General features: G+C 60.0%; 18 protein-coding genes and 1 tRNA gene. 9 read left to right on the forward strand and 10 right to left on the reverse strand.

Annotation, left to right across the window (positions count from 1 at the left end; genetic code table 11):
- Window positions 1-66: 66 nt before the first annotated feature.
- Complete coding sequence (gene dapD, locus FHT76_RS16210) at window positions 67-927, reverse strand: 2,3,4,5-tetrahydropyridine-2,6-dicarboxylate N-succinyltransferase (RefSeq protein ID WP_183753170.1); 861 nt, start codon at window positions 925-927, stop codon at window positions 67-69.
- A 192-nt stretch (window positions 928-1,119) separates the two neighbouring features.
- Here dapD and FHT76_RS16215 point away from each other — a divergent pair, with 192 nt between their 5' ends.
- Window positions 1,120-1,986, forward strand: a complete 867-nt coding sequence (locus FHT76_RS16215) for an LOG family protein (RefSeq protein ID WP_183753168.1) — start codon at window positions 1,120-1,122, stop codon at window positions 1,984-1,986.
- Window positions 1,987-2,032: 46 nt separating this feature from the next.
- On the opposite strand, the gene FHT76_RS16220 is transcribed toward FHT76_RS16215, so the two are convergent.
- Window positions 2,033-2,671: a calcium-binding protein gene (locus FHT76_RS16220; protein ID WP_259126409.1), complete on the reverse strand. Its 639-nt coding sequence runs from the start codon at window positions 2,669-2,671 to the stop codon at window positions 2,033-2,035.
- A gap of 110 nt (window positions 2,672-2,781) precedes the next feature.
- Window positions 2,782-3,489 (reverse strand): pyrimidine 5'-nucleotidase, encoded by a 708-nt coding sequence (locus FHT76_RS16225; RefSeq protein ID WP_114711094.1) that lies wholly within the window; start codon window positions 3,487-3,489, stop codon window positions 2,782-2,784.
- 101 nt (window positions 3,490-3,590) lie between these two features.
- On the opposite strand from FHT76_RS16225, the gene FHT76_RS16230 reads away from it, so the two are divergent.
- Window positions 3,591-4,670, forward strand: a complete 1,080-nt coding sequence (locus FHT76_RS16230; RefSeq protein ID WP_259126820.1) for a bifunctional transcriptional activator/DNA repair enzyme AdaA — start codon at window positions 3,591-3,593, stop codon at window positions 4,668-4,670.
- Entirely contained in the window at window positions 4,667-5,440 is a 774-nt protein-coding gene (locus FHT76_RS16235) for an isocitrate lyase/phosphoenolpyruvate mutase family protein (protein WP_259126410.1), read from the forward strand. The genes FHT76_RS16230 and FHT76_RS16235 overlap by 4 nt, the downstream gene beginning before the upstream one ends.
- 18 nt (window positions 5,441-5,458) lie before the next feature.
- On the opposite strand, the gene argB is transcribed toward FHT76_RS16235, so the two are convergent.
- Window positions 5,459-6,346, reverse strand: coding sequence for an acetylglutamate kinase (gene argB, locus FHT76_RS16240; protein ID WP_016552548.1), 888 nt, complete (start codon window positions 6,344-6,346; stop codon window positions 5,459-5,461).
- A 132-nt stretch (window positions 6,347-6,478) separates the two neighbouring features.
- On the opposite strand from argB, the gene FHT76_RS16245 reads away from it, so the two are divergent.
- The 3 genes from FHT76_RS16245 to FHT76_RS16255 all read left to right on the forward strand — a co-directional run bounded on the left by FHT76_RS16245 (window position 6,479) and on the right by FHT76_RS16255 (window position 8,415).
- On the forward strand, window positions 6,479-7,018 hold the full coding sequence (locus FHT76_RS16245; RefSeq protein ID WP_259126411.1) for a sigma-70 family RNA polymerase sigma factor: 540 nt from the start codon (window positions 6,479-6,481) through the stop codon (window positions 7,016-7,018).
- The gene (locus FHT76_RS16250; protein ID WP_259126412.1) at window positions 7,015-7,734 is read left to right on the forward strand and encodes an anti-sigma factor domain-containing protein; all 720 of its coding nucleotides are present in this window, start codon (window positions 7,015-7,017) and stop codon (window positions 7,732-7,734) included. Before FHT76_RS16245 ends, FHT76_RS16250 begins: the two co-directional genes overlap by 4 nt.
- A gap of 123 nt (window positions 7,735-7,857) precedes the next feature.
- Window positions 7,858-8,415, forward strand: a complete 558-nt coding sequence (locus tag FHT76_RS16255) for a fasciclin domain-containing protein (RefSeq protein ID WP_183753160.1) — start codon at window positions 7,858-7,860, stop codon at window positions 8,413-8,415.
- A 52-nt stretch (window positions 8,416-8,467) separates the two neighbouring features.
- Here FHT76_RS16255 and yihA read toward each other — a convergent pair whose 3' ends face one another.
- From yihA to rpmH, 4 genes are all read right to left on the reverse strand, one after another.
- Window positions 8,468-9,127 (reverse strand): ribosome biogenesis GTP-binding protein YihA/YsxC, encoded by a 660-nt coding sequence (yihA, locus tag FHT76_RS16260; protein WP_183753158.1) that lies wholly within the window; start codon window positions 9,125-9,127, stop codon window positions 8,468-8,470.
- Between the two features lie 135 nt (window positions 9,128-9,262).
- Window positions 9,263-11,056, reverse strand: a complete 1,794-nt coding sequence (gene yidC / locus FHT76_RS16265) for a membrane protein insertase YidC (RefSeq protein ID WP_259185736.1) — start codon at window positions 11,054-11,056, stop codon at window positions 9,263-9,265.
- Window positions 11,056-11,457, reverse strand: coding sequence for a ribonuclease P protein component (gene rnpA / locus FHT76_RS16270; protein ID WP_016552554.1), 402 nt, complete (start codon window positions 11,455-11,457; stop codon window positions 11,056-11,058). The genes yidC and rnpA overlap by 1 nt, the downstream gene beginning before the upstream one ends.
- 21 nt (window positions 11,458-11,478) lie before the next feature.
- Entirely contained in the window at window positions 11,479-11,613 is a 135-nt protein-coding gene (gene rpmH, locus FHT76_RS16275) for a 50S ribosomal protein L34 (protein ID WP_016552555.1), read from the reverse strand.
- Between the two features lie 446 nt (window positions 11,614-12,059).
- Here rpmH and FHT76_RS16280 point away from each other — a divergent pair, with 446 nt between their 5' ends.
- The 3 genes from FHT76_RS16280 (at window position 12,060) to FHT76_RS16290 (ending at window position 15,937) form a co-directional block, all read left to right on the forward strand.
- On the forward strand, window positions 12,060-14,060 hold the full coding sequence (locus FHT76_RS16280) for a methyl-accepting chemotaxis protein (RefSeq protein ID WP_183860476.1): 2,001 nt from the start codon (window positions 12,060-12,062) through the stop codon (window positions 14,058-14,060).
- A 155-nt stretch (window positions 14,061-14,215) separates the two neighbouring features.
- Window positions 14,216-15,739 (forward strand): HAMP domain-containing sensor histidine kinase, encoded by a 1,524-nt coding sequence (locus FHT76_RS16285; protein ID WP_183860474.1) that lies wholly within the window; start codon window positions 14,216-14,218, stop codon window positions 15,737-15,739.
- Between the two features lie 121 nt (window positions 15,740-15,860).
- Window positions 15,861-15,937, forward strand: a tRNA-Arg gene (locus FHT76_RS16290).
- A gap of 137 nt (window positions 15,938-16,074) precedes the next feature.
- On the opposite strand, the gene FHT76_RS16295 is transcribed toward FHT76_RS16290, so the two are convergent.
- Together FHT76_RS16295 and FHT76_RS16300 are read right to left on the reverse strand one after the other, a co-directional pair.
- A complete protein-coding gene (locus tag FHT76_RS16295) occupies window positions 16,075-16,338 on the reverse strand; it encodes a hypothetical protein (RefSeq protein WP_259126414.1) in 264 nt (87 codons plus the stop codon).
- Window positions 16,339-16,726: 388 nt separating this feature from the next.
- A complete protein-coding gene (locus FHT76_RS16300) occupies window positions 16,727-17,197 on the reverse strand; it encodes an aminoacyl-tRNA deacylase (protein ID WP_183753148.1) in 471 nt (156 codons plus the stop codon).
- Window positions 17,198-17,312 lie beyond the last annotated feature (115 nt).

The following is a 17,312-nucleotide window of genomic DNA, read 5'->3' on the forward strand; positions in this document are numbered from 1 at the left end:
GACCGTCAGCGTTCGGGCGGCGCGCGTCTTTTCAGATGCGCGGACCGCCGGAACGCCAAGACTTGATCAGTCGCGCAGCAGTTCGTTGATGCCCGTCTTCGAGCGGGTCTTTTCGTCGACGCGCTTGACGATGACGGCGCAGTAGAGGTGTGGTGCCGGCAAGCCGTTCGCCATGGTGGCGTTGCCCGAAGGCATGGAGCCTGCAACGACGACGGAGTAGGGCGGCACTTCGCCGTACATCACTTCGCCCGTGGCGCGATCGACGATCTTGGTCGACTTGCCGATATAGACGCCCATGCCGAGGACCGAGCCCTCGCGGATGATGCAGCCTTCGACGACTTCCGATCGCGCGCCGATGAAGCAGTTGTCCTCGATGATCGTCGGGCCGGCCTGCATCGGCTCAAGAACGCCGCCAATGCCGACGCCGCCAGAGAGATGCACATGCTTGCCGATCTGTGCGCAGGAACCGACTGTCGCCCAGGTATCGACCATCGTGCCTTCATCGACGAAGGCGCCGAGATTGACGAAGGACGGCATCAACACGACGTTCTTGGCGATATAGGCCGAGCGACGCACGACGCAGTTCGGCACGGCGCGGAAGCCGGCGGCGCGATACTGGTTTTCACCCCAGCCTTCGAACTTGGAAGGCACCTTGTCCCACCAGGTCGAGTTGCCCGAACCGCCCTTGACGACCTCCATGTCGTTCAGGCGGAAGGAGAGAAGCACGGCCTTCTTCAGCCACTGATTGACCTTCCAGGCGCCGTCGCTGCCGCGCTCGGCAACACGTGCCTTGCCGCCATCGAGCAGTTCGAGCGCTGCCTCGACAGCGTCGCGAACTTCGCCCTTCGTGGACGTATTGACGTTGTCACGGTTATCGAAGGCAGCTTCGATTGTCTTTTCAAGGGAAGAAAGGTCGCTGGCGCTCATGGGAATTCCTTAAACTTCGATCTCTATCGTGGAGACCGAAGCCTCCGGAATTGTGATTGGCGGGACGCGATCTGCTCTATCCCATGCAGGGGTAAAATGGAATGATTTTTCGGGGCGTGGTAACTCTCCCAATTCAAAGCAGGAAACGACATACCGGCACCACCTGCCGGGCGTACTGAGAGGCATTTTGACATGGCAAAAACAAAAAACAGCAGGCTGCGGCGCAAGGATGGCGTCTGGGACCCGCTGAAGACGAGCGCAACCGACAAGCATCGCGCCGAAGCCGTGCCGAAAACACCCCAGACGCTGTCACCTGCCTATCGTCTTGCCTATGTCGATGAAGACTTTCTATGCCGCGAAGAGCTGCGGCCGATCCGCCTGCAACTGGAGCTGATGAAGCCGGAAATGCTGCTGACCGAGCGCGGAATCAAGTCGACGGTCGTCATGTTCGGCGGCGCCCGCATTCCGGCGCCAGGCCAGAGCGCCTGGGCAGCGAGAAACGAAACGCAGCGCGCCAACCTCGAGGCAGCTTCGGTCTACTACGACGAAGCACGCAAGTTCGCCCGTCTGTGCTCGAAATATTCGGCGGGCTTCGATTTTCATGAGTATGTCGTTGTTACGGGCGGCGGCCCTGGTGTCATGGAGGCCGGCAACCGTGGTGCGGCTGATGAAGGTGCTCCCTCGATCGGCCTCAACATCGTGCTCCCGCATGAGCAGGCGCCGAACGTCTATGTGACGCCGGAACTGAGCTTCAATTTCCACTATTTCGCGATCCGCAAGATGCACTTCATGGTGCGGGCAAAGGCGATCGCTGTCTTCCCTGGCGGCTTCGGTACGCTCGATGAATTCTTCGAGTGCCTGACGCTGATCCAGACCGGCCGGATGGAAAAGATGCCGTTGATCCTGTTCGGCGAGAAGTTCTGGAGGAGCATCGTCAATTTCGAGGCGCTTGCGGAATTCGGCACGATTGCGCCCGACGATGTCGACCTGATCAGCTTCGTCGATACTGCCGACGCTGCCTGGAAGATCATCCAGGATTTCTACGAACACCACGAGTAAGAAAAAGCCCGCCGGTGGGCGGGCTTCGATCTATGTAAGCTCTAGCTTACGGGAACGGACGATCCGGCATGTCGTCGAGCGAGATCGTGCCGTCCTTGTTGCGATCCATCCAGGTGAAGAACTTGTCGAATGCCGCTTCGGCTTCCTGCTTGGAGATCTGGCCGTTCTCGTCGGTATCGAAGCGCTGCATCATCATCATGCCGCGCATCATCCCGCCATGCATGCCGCGGCGATCCGGACGGCCGTCGGGACCGGGCTGCGGTTGCGCCGGCTGAGCATTGTCGGCATCGGCCGGCGGCGCCATCGGCGTAGCATCGTCATCCGTTGCATCATCGGCGGGTGCCTTTACCTTGGCCATCTGCGCTTCGCGGTATTTGCGGATTTCGCCTGGCGTCAGGGAGCCGTCCTTGTCGGTATCGATCGCGACGAAGATTGCCTCCATCCCGTCCTTGGCTTCCTGCTTGGAAATCTGTCCGTCCTTGTTCGTGTCGAACTGCTTCAGCATGCGAACGAAGATGACTTCACGGATCGCGCCCATGCGCGGCCCCATCATCATGCCCATGGCGTGTTGCGGGCGCGACGAATGGTGCTTCTTGTCGTGAGAGGCGGCAAAACTGGTGCCGGCTGCGGCACCGACGATCATGACGGAGGAGAGTGCGGCCAGTATCAGCTTGTTTCGTGACATCTCAATTCCTTTCGATCTGCAATCACAATGAGGACTACAGGTGAAAGGGTAGGGCCGGTGCGGCAAATTGCCCAATTAAAGATCGGTAAGCTGGATGAAATTTCTGTAATCTAGTCGGCAATCTTCGCAAGAAAATCAGTGAGATCGTCGGTCACGAAGTCGATGTGATCGTCCTCTCCGCTGGTCTTTTCCCACCATTCGACGACCGTGTCCTCGAGATTGTTCGGCACCAGCAGGACCGTCTGCATGCCGAGCGCTTTCGGGACCTTCAAGTTGCGTGGGAGATCCTCGAACATCGCCGCCTTGCCGGTTTCGATCCGCTTCAGCGCAGTGAACTTGTCATAGGTCTCCTGCGCCGGTTTCGGCACGAAATCGGCGGCCACGATGTCGAAGATGTCGTCGAAATGCTCGAGGATGCCGAGCGCGCCCGCCGCCATCTCGGCATGCCTGACGCTGCCATTGGTGAAGATGAACTTGCGGCCCGGCAGGGCCTTGATTGCCGCGCCGAGTTCCGGCTGCGCCGTCAGGCTCGAATAGTCGATCGCATGCGCCTTCTCGAGGAAGTCGTTCGGATCGATACCGTGGTGGATCATCAGCCCCTGCAGGGTCGTACCGTGATCGAGGTAGTACTGTTTCTGCAGCTTACGCGCCTCGTCCCGCTCCATCTGCAGCAGGGTCGCGACATAGGCCGTCATGTTCTTGTCGATTTGCGCGAAAAGATTGACGTGGTGCGGATAGAGCGTGTTGTCGAGGTCGAAAACCCACTCGGTCACATGCGAGAAGTCCGCCTTGGTCGGCGTGCGATCTATCTTGGTCATGCGGTCGTTATGGCACGGCTTGCCGGGCAAGGAAATCGGCAAGAAAAAATAGACGCCCGATTTGCGGCGGACGCAGCCGGGAAGGGATGGTAGAACTCCTCATGCTCTTCGACCTTCCCAGTGACGACGCGCTTTACGATGCGCTGATTGCCCGCAGCCCGGCCTATGAAGGCCTTGCCTATGTCTGCGTCAAGACAACCGGCATCTTCTGCCGGCTGACCTGCCCGGCTCGTAAACCGAAGCGGGAAAACACGCTGTTCTATGGTTCTATCGCCACCTGCATGCAGTCCGGATTTCGGCCCTGCCAACGCTGCCGGCCTCTGGAGGAGGCGGGCAGGGAGCCGATCGTCGACCAGCTCCTCACCGCGCTCGACCGCGATCCCGCAGCGCGATGGACGGAGGACGATCTGATTGCGGGCGGCTACGATCCCTCGACCGTACGGAGAGCCTTCAAGCGATCCCTCGGCATGACCTTTCTCGATATCGCCCGTTATCGCCGTCTTGGCGAGGCGGCGAAACAGCTGGCGAATGGCGCCCGTGTCATCGACGCTCAGATCGAGGCAGGGTATGAATCGGGCAGCGGCTTCCGCGCGGCATTTCAGCGGCTGATCGGCAAAGCGCCCGCGCTATCGCAGAAACGCGACCTTCTGCGTGCGGATTGGTTCGAAACGCCGCTCGGCCCCATGGTTGCTGTGGCCGACCAGACGCATTTGCATCTCCTCGAATTCCACGACCGCAAGGCGCTGCCTGCTGAGCTAGACAAGCTGCAGCGCAAGACGCGCTCTACCGTCGCAGCCGGCCGCACGCCGGCGATCGAGCAGATCGATGCCGAGCTGAAGGCGTATTTCGATGGCAGATCGGCATCCTTCCGGACGCCGCTTGCGCTGGGTTTCGGCACGGCTTTCGAGCGGCAGGTCTGGTCGAAGCTGATGGAGATACCCGTTGGCGAGACACGCGCCTACGGCGACATTGCGCGCGATATGGAAAACCGGCAGATCGTGCGCGCCGTCGGCCGCGCAAACGGGGCGAACCAGATGGCGATTGTCATCCCCTGCCACCGGCTGATTGGCGCCGATGGCTCACTGACCGGCTACGGCGGCGGGCTCTGGCGCAAGCAATGGCTTTTGCGACACGAAAATGAGATGAAATCCAAGAGATTGTCTGTGGAGGGAATTCAATGAACCAGGCTGAGAAGGCAAAGGCGTTCGGCGCCTTGCATCAAAAGGGCAATCCCGTCGTCCTTTATAACATATGGGACGCCGGAACGGCGAAGGCGGTGACCGAAGCCGGCGCAAAGGCGCTGGCGACCGGAAGCTGGTCGGTCGCGGCAGCGCAGGGCTATGGTGATGGTGAAAAGATTCCGATGGAGGCGTTGATCGCCACTACCCGCCAGATCACCGCGGTCAACGGCCTGCCTCTCTCGGTCGATTTCGAGGGTGCCTATTCCACCGATCCGGCGGGTGCTGCCACCAATGTCGAAAAGCTGATCGACGCCGGCGCAGTCGGTATCAACTTTGAAGATCAGGTGGTTGGCGGCGAAGGGCTGCACGCCGTCGAGAAGCAGGTCGCCCGCATCCGCGCCATCCGCGAGATGGCGGACCGCCGCGGCATTGCCTTCTTCATCAATGCACGCACCGATCTGTTCCTGCGCGAAGGTGATCTTTCGAAGCATGCCGGTCTGGTTGAGGAAGCGATCGAGCGCGGCAAGGCTTACGCCGCCGCCGGCGCCAACGGCTTCTTCGTGCCTTGGCTGATCGACGAGGGTCTCATCGAGAAGGTCTGCGCCGCGTCGCCGCTGCCGGTCAACATCATGATGCGGCCGGGCGCCCCGGACGTGAAAACGCTGGCGAAGCTCGGTGTCAGCCGCGTCAGCTACGGGCCGGGACCATATCGGGCGATGATGGAGAAGCTGAAAGAGGCAGCCGCGGCGGTCTATGCCGCCGCGGGCTAACAGAGGTCCGGCAAAGGCTCAGGGAACGATCAGCGTTCCCGCGCCGTGCTCGGTGAAGATCTCGAGCAGCACCGAATGGGCGGTCTTGCCGTTCAGGATGACGACACCCTGGACGCCGGCCTTGATCGCATCGATGCAGGTCTCGACCTTCGGGATCATGCCGCCGGAGATCGTGCCGTCGGCGATCAGCGCGTGCGCCTGCGCGACGGACAATTCCTTGATCAGGTTGCCCTGCTTGTCGAGAACGCCAGGAACGTCAGTTAGGAAAAGCAGGCGGGTGGCGTTCAGCGCACCGGCGATCGCGCCGGCAAACGTGTCGGCGTTGATGTTGTAGGTCGCGCCGTCGCGGCCGGGGGCGACCGGTGCGATGACCGGGATCATCTCCGAGCGGGCAAGCAGGTCAAGCAGCGTGCGGTCGACTTCGACGACCTCGCCGACGAAGCCGAGGTCGAGCACGCGCTCGATGTTCGAATCCGGGTCCTTGATCTTCTTCTGCGCCTTTTCGGCGAAGACCATGTTGCCGTCCTTGCCGCAAAGGCCGATCGCCCATTCGCCCGTCTGGTTGATGAGCGCGACGATTTCCTTGTTGATCGAGCCGGCGAGAACCATTTCGACGATCTCGACCGTCTTGGCGTCGGTGACGCGCAGGCCGCCTTCGAACTTCGATTCGATGCCCATCTTCGTCAGCATCGCGCCGATCTGCGGGCCGCCGCCGTGGACGACGATCGGATTGACGCCGGACTGTTTCAAGAGCGCGATGTCGCTCGCGAAAGCCTTGCCGAGCTCGGCATTGCCCATGGCATGGCCGCCGTACTTCACGACAATCGTCTTATTCTCATAGCGCTGCATGAAAGGCAGGGCCTGCGCAAGCAGGCGTGCCTGGGTTTCGCTTTCGGACTGGTTCATGGGATACCCCGCGGAATTGATCGCGGCCTTTTATCTCAAGTTTTTGACAGATGGAATAATCCAGAGGCCATTAGTTTGCCGTATCAGCTGGCAGTAAGCCCGGGGAGTCGGGCTAGTGGTAAGGGGCATGGCATGACAAGCGACGAAATCGCGCATCTGATCAGCCTGGTGGCGATCGGCGATCGCAAGGCCTTTGCCACGCTCTATCGCGAGACCAGCCCGAAACTCTTTTCCATCTGCCTGCGTATCTTGAAGGACAGAACCGAGGCCGAGGAATCGCTTCAGGAAGTCTACGTGAAGATTTGGCAGCGTGCCGGCGTGTTCGCTGCCGGATCCGGTGCGCCGTCTTCCTGGCTCGCGGCAATCACGCGCAACCAGGCGATCGACATCATGCGCGCGCGAAAGCCGATTGCCGACGAACTCGATAGTGCCTACGACCTCGCGGATGACGAACCCTCCCCCGAGATACAGACTGTGATCAAGGATGAAGGAAGGCGCATTGACACCTGCATGGAAGAGTTGGAAGCTGATCGGGCAATGGCGGTGAAGAAAGCTTACGTCGAAGGGCAGAGCTATCAGGAACTGGCCGATCAGTTTGGCGTCCCTTTGAACACGATGCGCACATGGCTGCGTCGCAGCCTCTTGAAACTGAGAGAGTGCATGGAACGATGACATCGCCGGATCAGAGCAAGGGAGGCCGCTCCCGCGACGAGGTACTCGCCGGTGAGTATGTTCTTGGTGTTCTTTCCTTCAAGGATCGGCGAGTTGTAGAGGAGCGGATGCGTCGCGACAGGCAGTTCGCGGCCATCGTCAGCCGCTGGGAAACCAATCTCTCCTCCTTCAACGACGATTACGACGTCGTTAGCCCCAGCCAGGAAACGTTCAAGCAGATCGAGGCGCGGTTGTTTGGTGCGCCTGAAGCAACCCCGGCGCCGGCGCGTGGAGTGTGGGGTTCGCTCATTTTCTGGCGCTGCCTCGCGCTCGTCTCGCTGTTGATCACCGCGGGCGCACTAACGATTGCCACCGTTGCCGTCACTCCGCCTCAGGCCCCTGCACCGCTCGTGGCTGAACTGACAGCCTCCAGCAGCCAGGTCAATCTACTTGCCTCCTATGAACGACAGAGCGGAAAACTGCGGATCGTACCCATCGCCACCGGCAAGCCCGAAGAGAAGTCGCTGGAGCTCTGGCTTGTTCCGGCAAGCGGTGCACCAAGATCGCTTGGCGTATTTCCTCCCGGTCAGGCAGGCGAATTGGTCATCCCTGTCGATATGCGCGGCAGCGTAGACGAAGGCGCGACTCTGGCGGTCAGCCTCGAGCCTTTCGGCGGCTCGCCGACCGGGCAGGCCACCGGGCCGATCGTGGCAAGCGGTACGACGCACCGCCGTTGACCTTTTTTCAGCAAGTTTGCGCTCTGGCTGAAACTCTCCCCACGAGCCTCTCGTAGATCCTCATGTCCGTAAGGAATGTCGGCATCCGGTCGGCTTAGCCACGGACGCTAGAGGAGAACCATCATGATGAAGTCCGCACTGCGCTTGAGCGTGCTTGCTGCTGCCGTTTCCGCATTTGCTTTCGCTGCGCAGGCCAAGAACCCAATGGTCGGTGGCGCCGCAATGTATCCGACCAAGGATATCGTGCAGAATGCCATGAACTCCAAGGATCACACGACGCTGGTTGCGGCGGTAAAGGCTGCTGGTCTGGTATCGACGCTGGAAGGCAAGGGACCTTTCACAGTCTTTGCTCCGACCAATGAAGCCTTCGCGGAATTGCCCGCCGGCACGGTCGATACGTTGCTGAAGCCGGAAAACAAGGCCCAACTAACGAAGGTCCTGACCTGCCACGTCGTCGCCGCTGACGCGATGGCCAAAACCGTTGCCAAGATGATCAAGGCCGACGGCGGCGAACACGACATCAAGACGGTCGGCGGTTGCGTGCTGAAGGCCAAGGAAAACATGGGCAAGATCACGATCACCGATGAAAACGGCGATGTCGCCCATGTGACCATCGCTGACGTGAAGCAGTCCAACGGCGTCATCCACGTCGTTGACAAGGTTCTGCTGCCGAAAATGTAAGCCGGTTCAGGCAGTCAGCGTAAGGCGCCCAATTCCATCTGGGCGCCTTCTTTCATTTCCAGTTGGCGATCCCGACCGTTTGGGCAATCGCCTCACGCAGGTCATCGAGACCCTCGCTCTTTTCCGAGGAGGTGGCGATGATGCCGGGATAGGCGGCCGGCCGTTTTTTGATCTTTTCCGCGGTGTCCGCGAGCAGCTTGGTCACAGCCGGTGGTTTGATCTTGTCCGTCTTGGTCAGAACGATCTGATAGGAGACCGCCGCCTTGTCGAGCAGATCCAGAACCTCGTCATCGTTCTTCTTCACGCCGTGGCGGCTGTCGATCAGCACATAGACCCGCTTCAGCGTCGCGCGGCCGCGCAGGTAATCGAAGACGAGCTTCGTCCAGGCGTCGACCTGGTCCTTCGGCGCCTGCGCGTAGCCGTAGCCCGGCATGTCGACGAGCGCCATCGGTGGCAGGTCGCCGGCTTCACCGGAGTAACCCTCCGGCACGAAGTAGTTGAGTTCCTGCGTGCGCCCCGGCGTATTCGAGGTACGCGCCAGCCCCTTGTGACTGACGAGCGCATTGATCAGCGACGACTTGCCGACGTTCGATCGGCCGGCAAAGGCCACTTCCAGCGGCCCTTCCGGCGGCAGGAACTTCAGGGACGGTACGCCGCGGATAAAGGTCCAGGGGCGCCCGAATAGCGGCTTGTCGTTCTTGTTGTCGGTCATTCGGCCTTTTCCAGTCCAGATCCAATGTGCCTATGGCATTCAGGTTTCCGGCGATTTTGTCAACCGACCGGCAGCTGCCAGGTTACCGCAGCAATGCCGGCTGAAATGAAAAGCCCCGCCGAAGCGGGGCTTTGGTCATTTCTCCGTCGGGGCCGGCTTTCGTTTGAAGAGCCCCTTCAGGTTGCTGAAGAGTTCGATCTTCACGCCGTGGCGCTTCATGATCACCGACTGCTGGATCACCGACAGCGTGTTGTTCCAGGCCCAGTAGATGACCAGACCTGCCGGGAAGCTCGCCAGCATGAAGGTGAAGACCAGCGGCATCCAGTTGAAGATCATTGCCTGCGTCGGATCCGGCGGCGTCGGGTTCATGCGCATCTGCAGGAACATCGTCACACCCATGATCAGCGGCCAGACGCCGAGATGCAGGAAGGCGGGCGCCGCAAACGGCAGCAGGCCGAAGAGGTTGATGAACGACGTCGGATCGGGCGCCGAAAGGTCCTGGATCCAGCCGAAGAACGGCGCGTGGCGCATCTCGATGGTGATGTAGATCACCTTGTAGAGCGAGAAGAAGATCGGGATCTGTAGTGCGATCGGCCAGCAACCGGCGATCGGGTTGATCTTCTCTTCCTTGTAGAGCGCCATCGTCGCCTGTTGCAGGCCCATGCGGTCGTCGCCGAACTTGGCCTTCAGCTCTTCCATCTTCGGCTGCACGCGCTTCATGTTCGCCATCGAAGCGTACTGCTTGCTGGCGAGCGGGAAGAACAGCGCCTTGACGACGATGGTGGTCATCAGAATGGCGACGCCGAAGTTTCCGAAGTAACGGAAGAAGAAGTCCATCAGCCTGAACATCGGCTTCGTCAGGAAGTAGAACCAGCCCCAGTCGATCAACCGGTCAAACTTCGGGATCGAATAGGTCTTCTCGTAGCCGTCGATGACAGGAACTTCCTTGGCGCCGGCGAACACGAGGTTCTTCAGTTCAAGCGACTGGCCAGGAGCGACGGTAACGGCGTTCTGCTTGTAGTCGGCCTGGAAACGCGGCTGACCATCCGTGAAGTGCGTGAAGCGTGCATCGTACGGGGTCTGCTGCGGCGGAATGATCGTTGCCGCCCAGTACTTGTCGGTGATGCCGAGCCAGCCACCGGTTGCCGTTGCCGGCGTTACGGCTTCCTTCTCGACAGCGGCGTACTTGCTCTCGAGCAGGCTGTCGCCGATCACGCCGATGAAGCCTTCGTGCAGCACGTAGGTCGAGGCAACGGCAGGCTTGTTGTAACGGGTGACGCGGCCATAGGAGGACAATGCCGCCGGAGCCTGGCCCGCATTGGTAACCTTGTCGGTGACCGTGAACATGTAGTGCTCATCGACCGAGATCGTGCGGGCAAAGGTGATGCCCTTGTCATTGGTGTAGGTCAGCGTAACCGGTGTCGTTTCGGTCAGCTTGGCGCCTTCCGGTGCGGTCCAGACGGTCGAGGGACCCGGAACGCTGCCGGTGGTGGCGTCGCCGATGTAGCCGAGTTCGGCGAAGTAGCCGTCCTTCGTCTCCGACGGGCTGAAGAGCGTGATGATCGGGCTCGAATCATCCACGGTCTCGTGATAGCCCTTGAGCTTCAGGTCATCGAGACGGGCGCCGACGAGGTTGATGGAGCCGGCAAGAGCGGCGGTATCGATCGTGACGCGCGGGTTCTTGGCAAGTGCGTCAGCAAGCGAGGTTGTCGCGGCAGCCTGGCCGGAAGGCGCGGCGCCACTCGTCTGGGCCGTACCCGCGCCACCCGAAGCAGGGGTCTGCACCTGTTCGGTCTTCTGCTGCGCTTTTTGAGCGAGTTCAGCCTTGCGCTGCGCTTCGATGCGCGGATTCATGTAGAGGAATTGCCACCCGAGAACGATCAGCACGGAGAGGGCGATCGCAATGAAGTAGTTGCGGTTGTTTTGCATCATACGTTCCTGGGGCGGCCGTCTCCGGACCGCTTGTGTTTCGGCTTGGTCTCGACGCGAGTTTTGAGCTCTGCGGCTAATTTTTCGAAGGGTGCTTGCAGCACGTCTCTTCGCGCGACAACCACATAGTCGTGTCCGGGCTGCATTGCAAACCCTGCATGAAGTCGCACCGCCTCTTTCAGGCGCCGCCTCATGCGGTTTCTTTCGACCGAGTTGCCATGTTTCTTGGTGACGGTGAAGCCGACGCGGGCTTCGGCCTCTGGTTCCTTCCGGTCGAGGACTTCGAGCAGGAAGAAGCTGCCCCTGCGCTTTTCGCCATTGCGGACAGCAAGAAACTGCGGGCGGCTTTTCAGCCGCCCGGCAGTCATTTTCTTCTTATTGGTCGTCAATTCGCCCGCCATCTCTTATCGGGCAATTCGGCCTTAGGCCGAAAGACGCTTGCGGCCGCGTGCGCGGCGAGCAACGATAACCTTACGGCCGCCCTTGGTGGCCATGCGTGCACGGAAACCGTGGCGGCGCTTGCGAACAAGCTTGGATGGTTGGTAGGTACGCTTCATTTATTTAAACACCGCGGAGTGCGGCCCTTCTTGAATTTGCATATTGCAAGGAGCGTTGTTTTTCGAACGGGCGAGGCTAACGAGAGCCTTATATGACCGGACGTGCGGCGGCTTATACGGATGAAGGCCGTCAAAGTCAATTATCGCCCGGAATTTCTGGATTTCAGCCCAGCGCTACAAGATTTAGCGACGCACATTAATGTTTGTGACGGCGCGTTAAAGTCGGCCGTGCGTAATATTTTTCTTCGTTCGCAACTGCTGCGCGCATTCTCGGGGCGATCTAGCGTTTTTCGGCGCAAAAAACCAAACGTTGACGACTAAGTACAGGTAATTTTTTGTAGTTAGGCGGCCAAGCATCCGAAATCTAACGTTAATTTATTTCGGCCAAATTTAGCTATCGGCCGGAAAGCTTTCCCGGCTTGTCATCAGTTTCTGGGGGGCTTCCTTTGAAAATCCGAGGTAAGATCAATCTGCTCGTTTCCGCCATGTGCGGCGTTGCATTGCTGATCGGGGCAACGGCACTTTGGGCCGTGCATCAATATGACGAGAATCTGTCGGCATATGAAGACGCGTCTGATCGCGCTTACTATGGCGAGCGCCTCAACCGCTTCGTGACGGCGACGGTCATGGAGGCCCGCGGAATCTACGGCGCTCCCTCGACAAAGGAAGCCGCTGCCTTCGCCAAGGGGCTGCTGACGGATCTCGATCAGATCGACAAGGTAATTGCCTCCTGGGCTCCGCTGGTTCCTGAAAGCCAGAAAGACACCTTCGTGAAAATGACCGAGCGCGCCAAGGAATTCCGCGCGTTCCGCGCTGAAACAGCCCGCCTCGGCACCGAAGTGAGCCCGCAGGCAGCGAACGAGCAGGGCAACAACGACGCCAACCGAGCCAATCGCAAGGCTTTCCAGGCGGAGATCGATGCGATCGTCGCCACCGACAAGGCGACACTCGATGCTGTCAATGCGCAGGTCGAAAGCTCGCGCACCTCCGTCTTGTGGCTCGTGATTGCGATTACCGGTGTTGGCATTGTGGCTGGCGTCGGTATGGGCTTCTACATCGGCACCATTCAGCTCAGCCGCCCGATCAAGAAGGTCACGGACGCGATCAAGCAGGTTGCCGACGGTAACTTTGAGGCCGAAGTGCCTTTCGCGGGACGTCAGGATGAAATCGGCGAAATGGCCGCCGCCGTCGCTGTCTTCAAGGAGAATGGTCTCGCCGTACGTCGCATGAATGCGCAGGAAACCGCCATGCGCGCCAAGAGCGACGATCTGCAGTCCAGCATGTCCGTCGTCGTTGCATCCGCAGCCGCCGGCGACTTCAGCCGCCGCATCGAAAAGGACTACGGCGACGACAACCTCAACCAGTTCGCCAGCAACATCAACCATCTGCTTTCCAGCATCGATGCGGGTGTCGGCGAAACGCGCCGGGTGATTGCAAGCCTGGCGGAAGGCGACCTGACGCAGACGATGCGCGGCAACTTCCAGGGCGCCTTCGCCGAACTGCAGCAGAACGTCAACAGCACATTCGCGACGCTGCAGACAACGATGCGCGAAGTACGCGAGACGGCCGAAGGCTTCCACGGCAACACAAACGAGCTGCGCGCCGCAAGCGACGACCTTTCCAAGCGTACCGAGCAGCAGGCCGCTGCCCTCGAAGAGACCTCGGCGGCGCTCGACGAGATCACCGCGGTCGTCAACAATTCGACCGAGCGTGCTCAGGAAGCCAGTGTCATGGTCTCCGAGGCCAAGGACGACGCCGGCAAGTCGGGCGTGGTCGTCCGCAATGCCGTCGACGCCATGGGTCGCATTGAGCAGGCTTCGCGCGAAATCAGCCAGATCATCAACGTCATCGACGAGATCGCCTTCCAGACGAACCTGCTGGCGCTGAACGCAGGCGTCGAAGCGGCGCGTGCGGGCGAGGCAGGCAAGGGTTTCGCTGTCGTCGCTCAGGAAGTTCGCGAGCTGGCACAGCGTTCGGCAACCGCCGCTAAGGACATCAAGGGCCTGATCACCAAGTCCGGCGATGAAGTACAGGTTGGCGTAAAGCTGGTGCAGGCGACTGGCGAGGCGCTGTCCCAGATCGAACGCCGTGTCAACGCGATCAACGACCATATCCACTCGATCGCGACGGCTGCGAAGGAGCAATCAACTGGCCTCAAGGAGGTCAATACCGCCGTCAATCAGATGGATCAGGTGACGCAGCAGAACGCTGCCATGGTCGAGGAAACCTCGGCAGCAACGCACAAGCTCTCCGGCGAAGCCGATGGTCTTGTCCGCCTGATCTCACGCTTCAAAGTCTCCAACGTGCCGGCAGCGGCCGCCGTCGCCGTCGCGCGCCATCAGGAACATCGTCCGGTGGCCTCTCCGGCCCGTCGCGCCATGGGGACCGTCGCGCGGGCGTTTAGCGGCAACGCCGCCGTTGCCGAGCAGAATTGGGAAGAATTTTAAACGCCCTGCGCTCCCTTGGACAAAGACGAAACGCCGCCTCAGGGCGGCGTTTCCATTTGTCGCAAATGGCCTTGCTCGCAAAGATTTGAAAGCGGACCGTCATCGTCTAATATAGAACGCGCAAAGGGCGCCCGGCGCCAAGCGGACGAAAGACAATGCAAGCCCACGATCAAGGCGACAATCTTCTCCCAGACGGTGCTGCCGGGACCGAGCCCGACCGGGCGGACCAGCGCCCGTCCGGCATGTTCGGCGGGCTTTCCGGCAAGTTGCTGTGGCTGACGGTTGTCTGCATCATGCTCGCCGAGGTGCTGATCTTCTTTCCGTCGGTTGCCACCATGCGCCTGCGGTGGCTGGACGAAAGGCTGAATGCCGCGGCTGCGGCCGCGATCGTGATCGACGGTCTACAGCCGGTGGAACTGCCGCGCGCGCTGCAGAAGGAAACGTTGGAAGCGACCGGCACCAAGGCGATCGTGCTGCGGAAAGAGGGCACCTCGCGCCTACTTGCGACGACGGACATGCCGACCTCGGTCGATGAACAGTATGATTTGACCGACGTGCCATCAGTGACCGCGATTCGCGACGCGCTCGATACGATGATTTTTGGCGGCAACCGCCTGATCCGCGTCTATGGTCCGGTACAGGACACCAATACCGGTGTCGAAGTGCTTATGAAGGACAAGCACCTCCGCAATGCGATGCTTGTTTATTCCCGCAACGTCTTTCTGCTGTCGATCCTGATTTCACTGTTTACCGCGACGCTGGTGTTCTTCGCGATCAACCGCATCCTGATTCGGCCGATTCGCGAGCTGACCGGCAGCATGCAGCATTTCTCCTCCGATCCGGAAAATCCGCAGAATGTCTTTGTCGGCGACGGCGGTCGCGACGAGCTTGCCGTTGCCGGACGGCACCTGACCTCCATGCAGTTGGAACTGCAAAAGACGCTGAAGCAGCAGAGAAACCTTGCAGCGCTCGGCCTAGCAGTTTCCAAGATCAACCACGACATGCGCAACATCCTGGCCTCGGCACAGCTGATGTCGGACCGTCTCGTGGACGTCGATGATCCGATGGTGAAGGCCTTTGCGCCAAAGTTGCTACGCACAATCGACCGCGCCGTCGGTTATACGACTGAGGTGCTGTCCTATGGCCAGGCAAGCGAAGCGGCACCCCGTCGGCGCCGCATCCGGCTCTATGACCTGACCCAGGACGTGAAGGACATGTTGGCGATCGATGCTCAGAGCGGTATCGAGTTCGTCGGCCAGGTCGCGCCCGAGCTCGAGGTCGATGCAGACAGCGAGCAATTGTTTCGTGTCATCCACAATCTCTGTCGCAACGCCGTGCAGGCCCTCAGCGCACCGGCGGTAGCGCGTGGAGCCGACGGCGCCAAGCGCATCACCGTTTCGGCGCAGCGTGTCGGTAGCGTGGTCAGCATCATCGTCGATGATACCGGGCCCGGTATGCCGCAAAAGGCCAGACAAAATCTCTTTGCTGCCTTCCGCGGCTCGGCCCGCTCCGGCGGCACGGGCTTGGGGCTGGTGATCGCCCGCGAACTCGTGCTGGCGCACGGTGGCACCATCGCTCTTGTGGAAAAGCCTTCGGTTGGAACGCAGTTTCGCATCGAGATTCCGGATCGCCCGCTATCGCTGGACGACTACCGCGGCCGCGCGCTGCAGGAAAAGTGATGCATTTTGCGCATTTCCGCTCTGCGCCATCAAAGTCGCGATTTTTTCAGAAAGCCTATTGCAATCCCCGAAAGGACCCTTTAGAGAACCGCCCACGCAAGCGGTTCGGCCGCTTCGGCACGCACCCGTAGCTCAGCTGGATAGAGCACCAGACTACGAATCTGGGGGTCAGGAGTTCGAATCTCTTCGGGTGCGCCATTCTCTTCCTCATATCATATTTATGTCTGGTTGGCGCCGTACTGCGCGCACAACCATCCCTCTGCGGCTTAGGCAAAAAAAGCCCCGCCGACTCGGCAGGGCTGCAGGGATTCGGTCTACGGTGGCGTCAGCTATCGTTAGTGACGGCAAACCGTCTTGTACTTGGTAATCTCATGGTGATGGCTGCGCACCTGGTAGGGTTCCCTCCAGCAACGCTGGTAGGAAGAATAGTGGCGATCGCGCCAGTAGCGTGGCGGCGGGCCGTGGCGATAGTTGGGCCGGTAATCATCATGGTAGCCCGGCGTTCCAATAATCACTCTGACATTATCGGCAAACGAAGGGGCGGCTGTTGATGCAAGCGATGTCAGGACAATGGCTGCTACGGTAGTAAGCTTTTTCATGTTTTACTCCTTTGAGCACGTAACGCCGTTGGCTAGGCGTTTGTTTCAAAGGATATTTTTCTCAACATGAACCTTGGCTGAGGCGGCCGTTCATAAACGTCGCCGTCAGTCAGTCCCAAGACGGCGAGGGTAGTCGACGCGCCTACCGCCGCAATAGAGCGATTATGAGATCGCGGCGATCAACGCTTTTCTTCGATTGTTCGGATGTAAGGAAGGCCGCTTGTGATCTGCGAGGCTGCGTTAGAACGACATGCACGTCAGTCATGAAAATGACGTGACTCCAACCAGGGTATGGTGTGAGACCCGCAAGTCTTCCCGACTCACCAAAGTCAGCCGATGTGTGTTTCAGGCGGCAATCACCTGATCCGCCGCCCGTGGAATCGAGTCGTTACGGTCGGTGACTGAAGCGGGCGATTTGCGCATTCTTCATCAGGTTGCGAAAGTTGGGACCGCTGACATGTACCAAGGTCGTATGGTCGCCGCCCTCGAAATAGACGTCGCTGGCGTTGCCGAGGCTTTCGTCGAGAATGACAGGCACGTCGTAGGCCGATCCGATCGGCGGGACCGCACCTATATCGCAATCGGCGAAAAGTGTGCTGACTTCATTTTCCGAGGCGAGGCCGAGGCGCTTGTTCATCACATCCTGCAGCGTGCTGAGCTCGAGCCGGTGAGTGCTCGGAACAACGGCCAGTACATATCCCATTTCGTGATGGACGACGACAGATTTGGCGAGCCTGCTGCCCGGAACATGGGCGGCCTGCGCTGACTGGCTGGTCGTCGCTGTACGATGATGAGGCACGGTGTCGTAGGCGATGCCTTCACCGTCGATATAGTCCTGAAGCTTCCTTGCGATGGTCATCTTGGGTTCCCCTTAAGATTGCGTCGGAAGGCATACAAGGCATTCTCCTCTCATCGTCCGCGAAGTCAACGGCGGAGGGTGCAATGCCTGATGACCGCCACAGGACGATGGCGGT

Source organism: Rhizobium sp. BK176 (assembly GCF_024808055.1).